The organism is uncultured Jatrophihabitans sp., assembly GCF_964246335.1.
In the GTDB taxonomy this organism is placed as follows: domain Bacteria; phylum Actinomycetota; class Actinomycetes; order Mycobacteriales; family Jatrophihabitantaceae; genus Jatrophihabitans.
This window is the reverse complement of sequence record NZ_CAXTQF010000028.1, coordinates 26,814-42,460: the sequence shown is the minus strand read 5'-3', so window position 1 is coordinate 42,460 and position 15,647 is coordinate 26,814. Positions and strand designations below refer to the sequence as shown.

The 15,647-nt window shown below is 64.2% G+C and carries 11 protein-coding genes; 8 read left to right on the top strand and 3 right to left on the bottom strand.

Annotated features, from left to right (window positions below; translation table 11 throughout):
* Positions 1-904 precede the first annotated feature (904 nt).
* Entirely contained in the window at positions 905-1,906 is a 1,002-nt protein-coding gene (locus tag ACFFCN_RS10050; RefSeq protein WP_375491218.1) for an endonuclease/exonuclease/phosphatase family protein, read from the bottom strand.
* A gap of 74 nt (positions 1,907-1,980) precedes the next feature.
* Entirely contained in the window at positions 1,981-3,165 is a 1,185-nt protein-coding gene (locus tag ACFFCN_RS10045; protein WP_375491217.1) for an ATP-binding protein, read from the bottom strand.
* Between the two features lie 404 nt (positions 3,166-3,569).
* Between ACFFCN_RS10045 and ACFFCN_RS10040 the strand changes: the two genes are divergently transcribed.
* From ACFFCN_RS10040 to ACFFCN_RS10020, 5 genes are all read left to right on the top strand, one after another.
* Positions 3,570-5,027, top strand: a complete 1,458-nt coding sequence (locus ACFFCN_RS10040; RefSeq protein WP_375491216.1) for a sugar transferase — start codon at positions 3,570-3,572, stop codon at positions 5,025-5,027.
* The gene (locus tag ACFFCN_RS10035; protein ID WP_375491214.1) at positions 5,017-6,330 is read left to right on the top strand and encodes a CDP-glycerol glycerophosphotransferase family protein; all 1,314 of its coding nucleotides are present in this window, start codon (positions 5,017-5,019) and stop codon (positions 6,328-6,330) included. The genes ACFFCN_RS10040 and ACFFCN_RS10035 overlap by 11 nt, the downstream gene beginning before the upstream one ends.
* Positions 6,331-6,751: 421 nt before the next feature.
* On the top strand, positions 6,752-8,458 hold the full coding sequence (locus ACFFCN_RS10030) for a WecB/TagA/CpsF family glycosyltransferase (protein WP_375491213.1): 1,707 nt from the start codon (positions 6,752-6,754) through the stop codon (positions 8,456-8,458).
* 280 nt (positions 8,459-8,738) lie between these two features.
* Entirely contained in the window at positions 8,739-10,076 is a 1,338-nt protein-coding gene (locus ACFFCN_RS10025; protein ID WP_375491211.1) for an O-antigen ligase family protein, read from the top strand.
* 162 nt (positions 10,077-10,238) lie between these two features.
* Positions 10,239-11,180: a hypothetical protein gene (locus ACFFCN_RS10020; RefSeq protein ID WP_375491209.1), complete on the top strand. Its 942-nt coding sequence runs from the start codon at positions 10,239-10,241 to the stop codon at positions 11,178-11,180.
* On the opposite strand, the gene ACFFCN_RS10015 is transcribed toward ACFFCN_RS10020, so the two are convergent.
* On the bottom strand, positions 11,158-12,399 hold the full coding sequence (locus ACFFCN_RS10015) for a glycosyltransferase (protein ID WP_375491208.1): 1,242 nt from the start codon (positions 12,397-12,399) through the stop codon (positions 11,158-11,160). The two genes, ACFFCN_RS10020 and ACFFCN_RS10015, sit on opposite strands and share 23 nt — an antisense overlap.
* Positions 12,400-12,499: 100 nt before the next feature.
* Between ACFFCN_RS10015 and ACFFCN_RS10010 the strand changes: the two genes are divergently transcribed.
* From ACFFCN_RS10010 to ACFFCN_RS10000, 3 genes are all read left to right on the top strand, one after another.
* A complete protein-coding gene (locus ACFFCN_RS10010; RefSeq protein WP_375491206.1) occupies positions 12,500-13,162 on the top strand; it encodes an acyltransferase in 663 nt (220 codons plus the stop codon).
* 128 nt (positions 13,163-13,290) lie between these two features.
* Positions 13,291-14,484, top strand: coding sequence for a CDP-glycerol glycerophosphotransferase family protein (locus ACFFCN_RS10005; protein ID WP_375491221.1), 1,194 nt, complete (start codon positions 13,291-13,293; stop codon positions 14,482-14,484).
* 231 nt (positions 14,485-14,715) lie between these two features.
* Positions 14,716-15,636: a hypothetical protein gene (locus ACFFCN_RS10000; protein WP_375491205.1), complete on the top strand. Its 921-nt coding sequence runs from the start codon at positions 14,716-14,718 to the stop codon at positions 15,634-15,636.
* Positions 15,637-15,647 lie beyond the last annotated feature (11 nt).

Here is a 15,647-nt window from a genome sequence, read left to right as displayed (position 1 = left end):
GCGTCGACGAAGGAGACGACGTCGACGGAGCAGCACTCTTGGGTGCTGAGGTGGTCGGCGTTGACGACTTCGCGGCGCTGGGCGCGGCGACAACCTTGACGACCGGCGGCGTCGTAACAACGCGACGGTAGATAGTCAGGTACCCGACGCCGTAGTGTCGTGCGGCACTGGGCGCAGCGATCGATGCGGTCCCAGGCGACTTTGTTGTCAACGTCTTAAGCGCGATGTGCGTCTTGCAACGCGTCTTGGTGCACGACAAGTAACCGAGGTCCAGTCGGTAGGTTCCGGCGCGATCAACATGCACTCGGTACAGACCCGCGTTCACGCGGGTGCGGCGGAACAACGTGCCAACGTGCTTGGTGGCCTTACCGGTGTGGGTGACGATTCGGCCGCCGGCATGCAGGCCCCTGTCCGAGGCCCAGGTGTTATGGGAGCTGTCGCGCATCGTAGGGCCGGCCTTGAATCGGCCGATGAGAACCAGTCGGCTTGTCGGCTTGGCGGTGGTGGCCTGCGCCCCGCCCGGAAGGGCGTAAGCAGTGAGACCGGCAGCCAGAGTCGCGACTACCGCAATTCCGACGGCAGTGTGCCGGTGCGACTGACTCGAAGACGCGCGTCCTACGGCGGTCGACGGACGAAGAGTGGGAGACATGGCAACTCACTGATGTGCTGGGGGGTCGAGGTCGCGGGGGACGACATGCCAGGTGTGCCCAGACACGCACAGTAATCAAACATGTTTTTTACATTGACCGCGCGCAAGGAACTCGGCGGCGCAGGTGCACCGCAATCGACGCCAATCCGTCCAATTTGTTACTTTGTGTGATCACGCCGTACTTTGGCGTAACACATCGCCGTGTTGGGCAAGTCCTGGTCAGACGACAGCCGCAGCTGAACTCGTTCGACGCACCTAGCTGCGTGGCACAGCGACGGTGGTCAACAAAGCGCGGTGATCGCTGCCACTGATCTGCACGGTGCTCGCGGCCTGCGCGACAGCGCCGCGGGTCAGCACGTGATCGATCGCGATCAACGGCGGGAACGAGCGATCGCTCGGGTAGCTGCGGGTCGTGCCTGCTCCTGCCTGATCGGCAGCGTCCTGGAACCCGCTGTGCAGCACGGCGCGGAACTGCGCCGAGTCCGGGGTCGCGTTGAAGTCACCGCCGACCAGCGCCGGTGCACCCGGCGCGAGCTTCGGCAGCACGGCCGGCAGGTGCGTGATGTCTTTCTGCCACGCCGCTGACTTGTCCGGGTACGGCCCGTTCGTGTGCAGCGCGACCGCCAACGGCGGTACGCGAACGCCCGGCACGAGGACCCGCGCGTACACGAACTCGTAATTGAAGTCCGGCCGGTGTCCCGCCCCGCGCAGGGGATAGCGCGACCACATACCGGTGCCGAGCGCCGAGACGTTCGGCCGCGACACGTGATACGGGAACAGCCGATTCAGTCCCGCTTTGATCAGGGCTGCCTGCTCCTGCGATGTCAGCTCCTCGAGCATCAACAGATCGACGCGATGCGTGCGTACGGCCGCGATCACCGAGGCCGGACGCGCCGAGCCCAGGAGCAGATTCGACGTCATCACCGTGACGTTGACAGGATCGCGCGGCAGATCGGTCGACGTGTAGAGCCGCGACTGCGTGCTCACGCAAAGCGCAACGAGCACCACGGCGAGCACCAGCGCCAACCAGCGGCGTGCAATCAGCAGCAAGATCGCGCCGAGCAGCGCGCCGACCATCAAGTACGGCGCCACCGCCACGATGCCGAGTAGGTAGACGTTGGTGACGGTGACGAAGTGGGCAATGAACCCGATCAGCCCGATGATCAGCAACACCACCGCTAGCAACACCGTCTTGCGGTGGTGGTCGCGGCGCGGCAGCACGCGGCGGTACGCGCGCGAAATGGTCCCCCGATCCATCGCCTCACCCTGTCCTACGTGGCTTCGCCGACGTCGCAGGGCTTGGCAACCTCCCAGCTACGACGCTGCTGCGCTCAGCCGGACTGGCTGAGCAGGAAGCGGCCGAAGTGCGGCACGGTGAAGGCGACCTGCCCGCGCTGCGCGGAATACACGAGCCCCTTCTTCAGCACGCCGTCTCGCGCAGGTGAGAGCGACTGCGGCGGCCGGCCGAGCCGGCTGGCAACAGCGGATGTCGCGACGCCGGTGTCCGCGCCGTCGCCGTCCTGCGCGACCTCGGCCATCGCGCGCAGGTACTCGCGCTCGGCCGGCGTGGCGCGCTCGTACCGCGACCCGAAGAAGCCGACACCGAGCTCTGCCTGCGCCTCGGGCGCCGCGACCGCCACGTCGGCGGCGGTGATCGGCGAACTCGGCGCGACATCCCAGGTCGTCTTGCCGTACGCCTGCACGAAATACGGGTAGCCCGCCGTGGCGTCGTACATCGCCTCCAGCGCGTCAGCGGTCCAGTCCGCACCTTCCTCCTGCGCGGGCGAGCGCAGCGCGAGCTCGGCCGCGGTGCGGTCGAGACGATCCACCCGCACGTAGCGGAAGAGTCGCTCCGAGTACGACTTGGACGCCGAGAGCACCGCCGGCAGATGTGGCAGACCCGCGCCGACGACCACCAGCGGCAGCGACTGCTGCGAGATCTCATGACACGCGGCGCACAACGCCGAGACATCAGCTGGCCCAAGGTCTTGCATCTCGTCGATGAACAGGGCGATGCCGTGGCCACTGCTGCCGGCAAGACCGGCCAGGTCGGTCAGCAGCTCGACGAGATCGATCTCGATGTCCCCGGAGTCGGCCCGGCCCGGCACGGCCGGAACGTCGATGCCCGGTTGCCACTGCCCGCGGACGTCCGCGGACCGCTGAGCGAAACTCTTGATCACGCCGAGAACGTGCCGGGCCTCGTCCTCGTTGCGCCCGGCGAGCTCACGCACGGCCAGGTGCGCCGCGCCGGCGAGTGCGCGGCGCACGTCGTGGTCCGGTCGGGCCTCGAGCTTGCCCGTGCCCCAGCCCGCGCGGACGGCCGCCGAACGCAGAGCGTTGAGCAACACCGTCTTCCCGACACCGCGCAGACCGACGAGCAGCAGCGACCGCTCCGGGCGACCGCGCATGACGCGGGTGAGGACAACGTCGAACGCGGCCAGTTCGGCGTCCCGGCCGGCGAGTTCTGGTGGCCGCTGGCCGGCGCCGGGGGCGTAGGGATTGCGGATCGGGTCCACGATTGCAGCCTATAGCGCTATCTAGCGAAATCGGCAGAATGCCGCGGGAGGCCGGAGCTCGACGACGGTGGGCGTCGACGTCGCGGTCGGGCGGTGTGCCATGCTGATTGGGCGCAGCATGCGAAACCGATGCATGGATCGCGCAGCCCTCCGGCGATCCACGTTCAACCTTGACCGCTGGACGCCGCCGTCGGCAGATGGCCCGACAGTTGCGTAACCGGCGCCAAACATTTCTGGTACGTGTTCGACGTGTCGGTCGGCGACTGTTGTTCTCGAAACGTTCAACACACCTTCACCGCAGTTGACTCGTTGTACGGATGGGAGCAGGTCGCGAACTCCATACTCGTCAGCCGTGATCATCCGGGGGGGATGGCATGACTCAGACAGACACGCGACACGTGTCTGTGACCGACACCAAGACCGAAGTGACCTATCGCGTGCGCGAAGCGCGCGAGAAGCAGGTATCGCACTGGAGTGCTCGGTATCGCCTTGGCTTGATCGTCTTGGACTCGATTGCGATTGTGCTCGCGACGTGTGCTGGCTACTGGATGCGCTTCGGTGTCTCCGGCAGCCTGGCTCTCACGGACTACTTCGCCATCGGTCTGCTGATCCTCGCCGGCTGGACCACGGCGCTGCAGTACTGCGGTGGATACGAGATCCGGCACATAGCCACCGGTGCGGAAGAAATGAAGCGGGTTCTGCGCGCGAGCGCGCTCACGCTCAGTCTGCTGGCAATCGGTTGCTACGCGACGAAGACACCTGTGGCGCGCGGCTTCGTCGTCGGCGTGATCCCGCTCGGAGCGCTGTTCATCCTCGCCTCGCGTGCCTTTGTGCGTCGCTTCGTCGAGGCGCAGAGGGTCAAGGGACGCTGGTCGTACCGAATCCTTGCGGTCGGGACTTCTGAATCCGTGCGACACCTACTCGAGACCACCGAGCGGGTGAACAGCGCCGGCCTGCAAGTGGCCGGGGTATGCGTCGAGGACGTCGAGCGCGGCACCGAACTAGCGCCCGGCGTGCCCGTGCTCGGCGGCGTGCTCGATGCTGCTGCGTGTGCCGAACGGATCAGCGCCGACGTCGTGGCGGTTACCGGCAGCGGGCTGGGGCCGCACGGAGTGCGCGAGCTTGGTTGGGCGTTGGAGGGATCGAACCGCGGCCTCGTGATGGCACCGGCGTTGACTGAGATCGCCGGCAGCCGCGTGCATGTCAGTCCGGTCGAGGGTCTGCCGCTCGTCTGGCTCGAGCGGCCGCAGCTAGGCCGATCATCACGCGTGCTGAAGCGGATGCTGGACCTCGTGGTCGCCACGCTGGCTCTCGTGGCAGCCGCACCGCTGCTTCTCGCCACCGCCGCTGCAGTCAAGCTGACGAGCTCTGGGCCCGTGCTGTTCCGTCAGCCCAGGCTCGGCATGGGAGGCGCGGAATTTCGCATCCGCAAATTCCGCTCGATGACATCCGACGCCGAGAGCCGCCGCAATGACCTGCTGCAGCACAACGAGCAGGACGGCGGCGGCGTGCTCTTCAAGATCCGCGACGATCCACGCATCACCGCTGTCGGGCGCTGGATCCGCAAGCTGTCCATCGACGAGCTGCCGCAACTGCTCGATGTCCTCAGCGGACGCATGTCGTTGGTCGGTCCGCGCCCGCTGTCCGCGGAGGATTCCACGTACGAAGGTGCCGCGCGCCGCCGGCTGATGGTCAAGCCGGGGATCACCGGGTTGTGGCAGATCAGCGGGCGATCCGAGACGACCTGGGACGACGCCGTGCGTTTCGACCTGTACTACGTAGAGAATTGGAGCCTCGGTTTGGATCTGTCGATCCTCATCCGGACGGTGTTCGCGGTACTCGGGCGAAAGGGTGCGTTCTGACGACAACGAGGCCGCGAGCGCTCAGAAGCTGCTGATAGGGTGCAGCCATATGCCAAAGCCTGCCGATATTTCTGGCAAGGTAATACGTCTGTTTTGGACATGTGCGGCGCGAATTTTGTCGCTCACCATCCCGCGCCGTAAAGATCTTTGGGTGTTCGGCTCGTGGCATGGTAATCGGTACGCTGACAACTCGAGAGCCCTTTACGAATATGCGCTCTCTGAGCCGCGCATCGAAGCCGTGTGGGTGTCCAAGCAGCCGCAGATTGTCGATGAACTGGGGCGAGCGGGTTACCCGGCAGAACTTACCAGAAGCCTGCGAGGTCTGTGGACATGCGCGCGGGCGGGTGTGTACCTCTACGACTGCGGGACATCGGACATCAACGCAGCGTTGTCCTGGCATGCCTTGCGGATCAACCTCTGGCACGGGGTCCCGCTGAAGAGAATTGGCTCCGATATCGTCGTAGCCAGTCATCCCGCTCGGACGCTCTACTCATCCACCGCGGCGCGTTGGGCGCGTTATTTTAGCTCCCCTGCAAACCTGGACCGTCCGGATTTCGTGATCGCAACCAGCGAGACGATGTTAAGCCGGTACGAGTCAGCATTCGACCTCTCTTCGGGCCAGGTCAAAGCGCTGGGTCAACCCCGCACCGACCCGATTCGTGCCATGGGTCTCACAACCGACGCGGAACGACAATTACTTGACAGCTTGCGAGACTCGCATAGCGCCGGGCGGCAAACCCTGCTCTACGCCCCAACTTTTCGTGAAGCCGAGAAGCTCGATCTCGCCGCAATAGTCGAGTCAATGGCCAAGGTTTGCAACGCGGTCGGATGGCGGCTGTTCGTCAAGCTGCACGCGGGCGATGTCGTGCACGTGCCGAAGGAGTCGACGGACTTCCACCTCATTCCGGCGTCTCTTGATCTGAATCGCATCCTGCCGGAAATCGACGCTCTCGTTACCGACTACTCTTCGATCTTCATCGACTACCTTTTGTTGGACCGGCCCATCGTGTTCTTCGCGCCGGATATTGGTCATTACGAGTCGGCCGAACGGGGTTTTTACGATGACTATCGTGAATCCGCACCCGGACCGATAGCGGAGACGCTCGACGAACTCACGTTTCAGATCCAAACCCTCGCTCGGGGTGATAGTGCAGGGCATTGGTCAGCCCAGCGGGCCCGCCAGCGTGACTGGTACCACAGCTTTGCCGACAGGAGCTGCGAACGCGTGGTGGACTTCGTCTGGCAAGCCGCGACGAACGAGATTCCGCTGAGGCGCCGGATCGCTACGTTTCCGCACCGTTAACTTTCGCGACGTTTGCAGGCCACGAGTTGGATAGCGCTGGCTAACCACGTAGCCTTAACCACGCGTCTGCAGGGCGACGCATTTGTGGGGAGGGAGTCTACGGGGGGTGGACCCAGGGCGCGGCGAATTCGCTGCGGCTGGGCAGCAGCGAGCGCGCGACAATGTAGTGCGCGCCGGCTCCGGCCTGCGGTATTCGAGTTTCAATTCGTGGCCTAAACCTGGCCGATAGTCGCTTCCATGCGTGTCGGGGTCCCTTGATCTTGCTTGCTCGTTCTCGGCTGGAATTGCAGCCGCCAAGCGTCTTGTCAGGACCCGACACCGTTGTACAGAGCACGTGCGATACCGGGGGGGAATCGTGACGGTTACGACCGAGCCTTCGTCTGTCGGCGGGGCACCGGGCTTAAACATGGCGCGGACCCGCGTGTTGTTCGACCGCGGCCGCCTGCCTGTTGATCATTTCGACCTAGCTTCGTTGGTCGACTCGGTCGAAGATCAGTTGACTCGACGGTCCGGACCGTCGATGACCATCTGTTCAGTTAATCTCGATCATCTATACCGATATCGGGACGCGTCACTGCCCGGCTACTCGAACCGGGGAAGCGGGAAATGGCTCTACGTCGCCGATGGGTGGCCAGTCGCCCGTCGTGCCGGCAAGGTCTCCGGGCTCGCATGGCCGAGGCTCACGGGTGCGGACCTGCTGCCGCAGATTTTGGCTATGGTGGACGACCGAAAAGGTTCCGTCGCGCTTCTGGGTGGCACGGACGAAATGCACCGCAGCTTCCACGCTGCGTTGTCGACAACTTTCCCGAACATCGAACTCGCTGGTGCCTGGGCTCCTGACAAGCACGAACTCGTCGCTGCAGGCGGGCACTCGGACATCGATCAACAGCTGCACCAACTGGACCCTGACGTCGTCGTGGTCGCCCTACCCAAGCCGTTCTCCGAGCGGTGGATCGCCTCGCATGCCGACGATTCGTCAGGGAGGCTGTACCTCCCTTTCGGTGCTGCGGCAGATTTCATGTCCGGACAGGTCCGCCGGGCGCCTGCGTTCATGCAGAAGCACGGCATGGAGTGGTTGTACCGGCTTTGCCTCGAACCACGACGTCTCGCCCGGCGATACCTCGTCGAGGCACCTAAGACTGCAAGCATGTTGAACGATTTTGAGGTTGGCGTAATGCCGGACGAGCTGAAGGTGGGCGGCTCCGCCCGTGACAACGCCCGTCCCCACGGAGCGGACCACGTCGGATCGGCGCACGCACGCCGTGGCGACCCGGCCTCGGTGAATATCGAAGGGTCGGTAGTCATACCCGCCTACAACGAGGCCGGCGTCATTGATCGCTGCCTGGAAGCGCTGGCGTGTCCTGAACTGCACGTTGTGGTCGCGGCAAACGGGTGCCAGGACGACACGGCGGCCCGGGCGCGGGCCCACGGAGTCGACGTTGTTGAGGTCAGCGAGGCATCGAAAACAGCCGCGCTGAACGCCGGTGATCACGCAGCCGGTGACTTGCTGCCGCGCATCTATCTGGATGCCGATGTGGTGCTGAGTGCCGACGACGCGTTGCGCCTCGTGCGTCGGTTGAAGTCGTCGCCGGAACCGACGGTCGCAGCCCCGCGCGCCTTCTACAACAGCGCGCGGTCCTCGCGTCTGGTTAAGCAGTTCTACGACGTCTACACATCGCTGCCCTATGTTTTGAACGGCATGACCGGCTCCGGGTGCTACGCCGTCAATGCCCCGGCTCGACGGCGTTGGGCCGACTTCCCGGCAGTAGTTGCCGACGATCTGTTCGTGCAGGGTCTGTTCGACGACGAAGAGCGGTTCATCGACGACAGCGGCGTCTTCGAGATCACCCCTCCGAGAACGTTGCGGTCGCTGCTTCGCGTGCGCACCAGGTCATATATCGGGCGCACCGAAGTCGCGGTAAAGGGCGTCGCCGGCTCTACCGGAGGCGGCCGCGGCGGGTCGTTGCGTGCGCTCGGCGATCTGGTCCGCGGTCGTCCCTCGCGCATCGGTGCCGCGATCTTTTACCTGGGCCTGAACACGATCGCGGCGTTGCGCGCTCGGCGCCGGGGATTGAACGGCGTATGGCTCACCGACGAGTCGTCCCGCATGCCTGGCCGAGCAAGCTGAGTGAGGACCCTCCGGCGATTCGGCACGTCGCATTGCTCGATGGTCTACTGAATCCGCGAAGCCAGCGCACAGCAGTTGCCGTCGGTCGACGCGCAGGTTCGACGGCAGTGTCACGGATGCACTTCGGCCTATGTCGAGACCTAACCAGTGCACCGGTGACGGACGGTCTGGGAGGAATCGTGCACGACGGCAGGACCGCCGGTAACGCGTGCGGCTGCTGCGCGGTGCCCGATCCTGGGTCTGAGCGCACCACGGCCACCGGTTGGAAGGTGCCGCGACTGTGAACGAACACGTCTTGACCCGCCGCACAGGCGCGGCCGCCACTGCACCTACCACCAGGCGGCGGTCGCATCGAGCGGTCGCGATACCGGCTTTTCAGATCTGCTTGTTGCTGTTCGTGGTGGCCGATGCTTTCTCGCAACAGAAGTTTGGCCTACCCATCCCGGTGAGTCCGGATCGTATACTTTTCGCGGCGTTCTTCGTGCTGCTCGTCGTAGATCCGCGCGTGCCGTGGCGCAGCTGGCGGATTCACTCGGCTTCGTGGATCGCGCTCGCGGCGCTTGTTTGGGCTTCGTTGTCCGCGTTGTACGCCGGCACGCTGACGACGAAGCTTGGCGCTTTTGCGCTGCTGGACCGCCTCGCGATCCCCTACTTGCTGTTCGTGTTGGCCCCGGTCGCACTTTCGACAAGGCGCAGCCGGGTGTTGATCCTGCAGGTGCTGTGCCTGCTCGGCCTGTACCTGGGACTCACTGCGGTGTTCGAGGTGGTCGGTCCGCATTCGTTGGTCTTCCCGTCCTACATCATGAACCCGCATTTCGGCATCTCGTTCGGGCGGGCCCGGGGGCCTCTTGGCGGTTCAGACGCAGACGCAAGCACCATGGCGATCTGCCTCTTCGCGTCAGTGGCGCTACGCAGCGTCACGACGCCCCGGACGGGGTGGCGTGCCGTCGGTGCCCTCTCGGCGGCGGCCAGCCTCGTCGGCGTACTTCTCGCTCTGACCAGGGCCGAGTGGATAGGCACGGGCATAGCGATCGTGGTGGTCGGACTGCTCACCCCCTCCGTCCGGCGGCGGCTACCAGCACTGATTCTCGCGATCGCGATAGCGATCGGTGCCGCGCTCGTCGTGTCCCCGGCCTTGCGAGACGATGTCTTCCACCGCGCCTCAACGAGTCGTTCCGTCTACGACCGCGAAAACACGAACTCGGGAGGCGTTCGTGCCCTCGAGTCCAACCCGTTGTTCGGAATCGGCTGGACTGAATTTCTCAGCGAGTCCGCGCGGTACGTGCGCCAGTCGGATCGTTATCCGCTGACCACCACGGACATCGAGATTCACAACGTTCCGCTGTCGCGACTAGCCGAGTTGGGTTTGCTCGGCGGCACCCTGTGGATTCTGTCCGTATTGTGCGGACCGGTCGCAGCGATGTTCACGCGTCGTAGAGACGACCCGCTGGACGAGGCATACCGGGTCGCGTTCGTCGGTATCGCGATCGTCTGGCTCATTGCCATCCAGTTCAGCCCCTTCCCCTACCCTTTACCGAACGCCTTGGTTTTCCTGCTTGCCGGGACGGTCCTTTCGCCGCTCGGCCAGCCACAGCCCACTGACGCCGAGGGGAGGTAGCCGTGACGTCAGGTCGGTACGGTCGTTGGTCACTTCAGGAACTGCCGCGGACGGCGCGTCGGACCGGGGGGGCTGTCAATGACCAACCAGCGGAGGACAACACATCGACCGCTGCCGGCCGGTGCTGCCGGCATGGCGCCTACTCCCCGTCCGAGGAAGAACATGACTGATCTGCAATTGCGCAATGACCGCGAAGGGCCTGTGTTCAGCCTTCTCAAGCGCTGGTGGCTGGGTGTGCTTCTTCTTCTCGTCGGCGCTGCGGCCGGCCTCGGAATCGCGTTGCCCAAAGCGACGCACTACACCGCAGAGTCGCGGCTAGTGGTAGGCAGCAACAACTTGTCGTCCTTCCAGGTCCCTGGATTCGCCGAAGCCGCACAGGAGTTGGCGAGCAACTACGCGCGCTACGTCGATAACAGCTCCGTTGTGTCGGCGGACCTGTCCAAGGCGCTGGGCCCGGATACCAAGTCGATCGTGTCGGTCTCGGCATCGCCCATCCCCAGTTCCGCTGTAGTCAGCGTCGAGGTAGTCGCGGCCTCGCAGGTCGCTGCGCGCGAGGGCGCGCAAGCGGTCGCGAACACCCTGATCCGCCTCACCGCGACGACGACGGCAACGCAGTCAGCCGCCCTGTTGAAGACCTACGAAACGCTGACGGCGCAGGCGCAGAGTGCATCGAGCAAGGTTGGCAAACTCACCAGCGATATCGCCGACGCCCAGAGCTCACACAACTCCACCACCGGGTTGAGGCGTCAGTTGGCGGCGGCCCAGACCAGCTTGGCGTCGCTGCGGCTGCAGGCGACGGCGGCAGGCAACAAGTACGAGACCGCGGTAACCGACCCGCCGTCGCAGAGTCAGCTCAATCTGGTCCAGACCGCCGCGATCATCGCCGATAGTTCGCGCAAGACCCGCGAGATCTACGCAGTAGCCGGTGCCATTGTCGGCCTGCTGGTCGCGCTGGTGTTGGCCAGCGTGCTTGAACGTCGCAATCGGCGTCCGGGCCGACGACGGCAATCGTCGGCGGAGCCGGTGAAGGACTACGACGTCGATTTCCCCTTCGACCAGACCACCTTCCATGGTGAGGCGGTCACTCGGCAAGCGCCACGCTGAAGATGTCGGCCAGCCGCGCAGCGTTGATGGTCGCAGTGTGATTTTGCATCACCAGCGCAGCAGCGTCGCTACTTAGCGCTTGCCGAGTTGTCCAGCTTCGCATTGCGCGCAATGCCTCGACGAGCGCGTCGAGGTCGCCGGGTGGGACGAGCGAACCGGTTCGTCCGTCGCGCACCAGTTCCGGGATTCCTGCGATCTGCGTCGAAATGACGGGCAGGCCGGTAGACATCGCTTCCATGATCACGACAGGCAAACCCTCGGCGAAACTCGGCAGGCAGAACACGTCCGCCCACTCATACTGTGCCAAGATCTCGTCCTGATTGACCGCACCCCGCAGTTCGACGTAGTCCTCCAGGCCGTTGGTGATGATGTCGCTGGCAAGCTGGTCGGCCAATGGGCCACCGCCAACGATGCGCAGCTCGAACTCGCCGAGGGGCAAGCGGGCAATAGCCTCTACCAACATTTGCGGCGCCTTCTCGGCCACCAGACGTCCGACGAAGAGCACGCGGGTCGGACTGGTCTCGGGTCGCTGCGCCCGATCGATGTGCCCGAAACGTGCGGGGTCAATGCCCATCCGAACGACGTGCACATCGCCCCACCGTGAAGCGGGGAGCAGCATCAGGATCTGACTGCGACAGTAATCGGAGATGCAGGACGTGAAGAGGGCGGAGCTGACTTTTCGACGCAGGTTGTACGCCCGGATGTCGGACAGTTCATTCGGGCCGTGCACGGACAAGCTCCATGTCGCCGGGTGCCCGTCGACGTGGCGTCCCATCGCCACAGCAAGGTGGGCCACGTCGGCCGCATTGTTGGCCAGGTGCACGTGAATGTGTCGAATGTTTCGAGCGGACAGCTCGCGCACGAGTGCCAAGGCCTCGAGAAGGTAGAAGAAGCGCCGGCCGCGCGCGTCCCCCGAGCAGAATCGCAACGCCTGCCAGACGCCGACGGCCAGCATCGCTGGGTGCCGCAGCGCGAACGCTGCCAGCGCGGGCAGTTGCCGGCGAACTGTGGGGATCAGATATGTCGTGTGCGTTGCTTCATCCTGATCACTGGTGGAGCGCAGGTCACCGGGGGGCGGGAGTCGGACGCTGAAGGTGTCGACCTTCATGCCGGCCATCCGCAGTCCACGGATCTCCGACGCTATGAATGTGTGCGAGAGCTTCGGGTACTCACTGACGAGATAGGCGATAGGCGTGCCATGCGCGACGTTCGGGGTCACGTCCGCAGACTGTATGCGGTTCCTGCGAGCGCCGTGTTTCGCGTGGCCGGTAAATTACAGACACCAATCGCACGCCCAAGAGCGCATCACGGAGGACGACATGTCGGTCAAGCTCGGCCCAGCGGCCCGGCACCGGCTGACCATGCTGACCGACTCACGCCAGCTTCAGCGGGTTCTGGCCTTCGCGGTCTACACGCTTCTCGGTCGACACCTTCCGTGGTCCAACCGTCCCTTCGGTCAGTACGCCCGCCGCTTGCGTGCTGCATTGGGCGAATGGATGCTCGATGAGTGCGGCGACGCAGTGAACATCGAGCACGGTGCGCTGTTCGGGTCCGGGCGGGGTATTCGCCTTGGCGACCGCTCGGACATCGGCATGGACGCGCTGGTCATCGGTCCGGTGCATATCGGTGCCGACGTCATGATGGGCCCGCGGTGCGTCCTGATCGCCGGTGCGCACAACCACGCGGACCCGGACGTCCCGATGAACACGCAAGGCATGCTGGATGATCGCCCGATCGTCATCGAGGACGACGTCTGGATCGGCGCCGGCAGCACGATCTTGCCGGGGCGCAAGCTGGGCAGCGGCTGCATAGTCGGCGCCGGTTCAGTCATCACACGCGACGTGCCGTCGATGGCTGTGGTGGGCGGCAACCCCGCGCAGGTCATCAGGTACCGCACGGACGAGCAGGTTCCATCGATGCTTCCTGCTGCAGCGGACGACACGGAAGCCTCCAAACCATTACCGAATCGGCCGAAAACGTAGCGAAGTTTGCCGCTGACAGACCGGTATGCTCGCCGTCGTGGGGCCAGAAGCCGAGCAATACGCGGTCGATTCGAGCGCCGGGACGCCAGGTGAGTAATCATCTATTCGACGTGCAGAGCAGCCTGAAAATGCGTGCTGGCCGCGCTTTGCGGATGGGTCGCCGTCACATCAGTCGGGTAGTGCAGTCGACAAGTGCGGTTGACCCCGGAGCTGCTCTGTTCAACTCTTATGACGGGTCGTATTCAGACAGTCCACGCGTACTCAGCGAGGCACTTGCCGTTGGTGGGGCCACGCAGCGGTATTGGGTTGCGCAGCATGACGCCGCCGGGCTCCCGAGCGATGTACGAGGCGTTGAGCCCGGCACGCAGCGCTACGCCCGAACCCTCGGTCGAGCCGGACTCGTGATCGCCAACACGTATATGTCGGAGAGCTTTCATAAACGTGACGGCGTGAGTTACCTGCAGACATGGCACGGCACTCCGCTGAAACGCATCGGGTGGGATAATCCGCAGTGGGACCGTAGCGGTCCAGGATTTCGGTGGATGACCAACGACGTCGCGAAGTGGACCTACTTGCTCTCGCAGAGTTCGTACTGCACGCAGGCACTGCGTAGCGCCTTCCGATTCGACGGTGAGGTACTCGAACTGGGATATCCGCGAAACGACGTGCTGAACTCCGCGGCCAGCGCACAGATCAGGCACCGGTTGCGAAAGCAACTCGGGGCGTCAGAGCACGTCTCGGTAACGCTGTGGACGCCTACCTGGCGCGATGATTCATTGAGCTCTGCGCGACCCGACCACCACTTTCCTCTTGACTTCGAGCGTGTTCATCAAGCGTTAGGTAATGATCACATCCTGCTGCTTCGCTTGCATCGGAATGTTTCCGCGCTGCGGCCCGAGCTGCCCTCCAGTGTCATCGACGTCTCGTCGTATCCTGATATTAGCGAACTATATCTGGCAGCGGATGTCTTAATGACCGATTATTCTTCGACTATGTTTGATTTTGCGGTGACATCGAAACCGCAGATATTTTATATGTGGGACCTGGCGCGTTACCGCGACATCGTGCGCGGCTTTTACTTCGATATCGTCGAGGAGGCGCCGGGACCTATCGTCCGTACGACCGACGAAGTCATCAAAGCCATACATGAGGCCACGTCCGAGCGGTCGACGTATGCCGGCGCGTACGACGCGTTTCGGCAGAAGTACTGCCCAGTGGACGACGGCGACGCGACCCGACGAATACTGTCCGCTCTGGGTGCGCAACCGTCATCCCGGGCGAGCGAGAGTGGGAAGGCCGGTACGGATGTACGACACAGCTAGTGTTCGTGCCTCGTGCTGGGGAGCCGATGGCCGCGCTGTCGTTGGATCAGCGGCCGGCAGGTCGCGCGGGCAAAGGACCACCGCCGCGTCGTACAAGTGGCGGACCTCGTGACCGCGTGGAGGGCGCGTTACTGGCGCCTACGTTATGCGGCGTGGCGCCCTGCGCGACCGTTTCGCACGCGGACGAACGGGTATGCGGTGCTGGTCCCAGTGCCGGGCGATATGCCCGTCATGACGGACGCGGCCCTGGCCGTGCTGCGGACCGTGAACAACACGAACCGTGTCGAGACCATCGTCATTGCGGATCAACCTTCGCCGGCGGTTCGCAAGATTGTCGGTTCGTACGCGTCCCGATGGGATGGGCCATTGCGCCTCCTGGACCTGGCACTGCCTGAGAAAATTTTGCTACCTCGGCTCGGTGATCCCGGCAAGAATCATCCGGCGCAACTGCTGCGCGGCGCGACGGCCACACTTGCCTCGCACGTCGTGTTCCATGACGCGGATCTCTTCCCTCTCGACCCAGACCTGCACGAGGCCGCTTGGGCGGCATGCGTTGATCCCGGCGTCGACGTTGCGGGGATCGACAAAGCGTGGGATGCGTGGTTCGCAGACCGAGGGCGGGACCTCATAGCGACGTGGGAAATGTGTTGTCGTGTCGACTGGTTGCGGTCGTTCGCGCCGTGGCGCCACTTTGCGCACGAGGTGGCTACGGACGGCGGTGAGCCGCACGTCTTCGACACCACATTTGAACCTCAGTGGTGCACACCGCAGGAGCGCCTTGCTATCACCGACCCGCTCCCGGAATTCGTTCACTTCAACTACGTCATCAGCACCTACCGGAATTTTCAGCGCTCGTCGACACCGTTCCGCGATCGCCACTTTCGGTTGTTGCTGCTGCGCGTGATGGCTGACGTCTTCGGAGACTCTGAACAGCTCCCGGACATCCCGACGTTGCACGAACTGCAGAGCAGCATCAACGACACCAGCAGCAGAGTTCATCACGTCGACGAGGACGCCCCGAGGTTCTTCGCCATGGCCGGGAAGCTGCGCAAGATCGTGGAGGGTGAGTGGGCGGCGGCGAACAAGGGCAAGGTCGAACAACACCTGGACGTCTTCGAGCAGTGGGCCAGGCGGGTACGTACGGACGCGTAGCGGAAACTGTC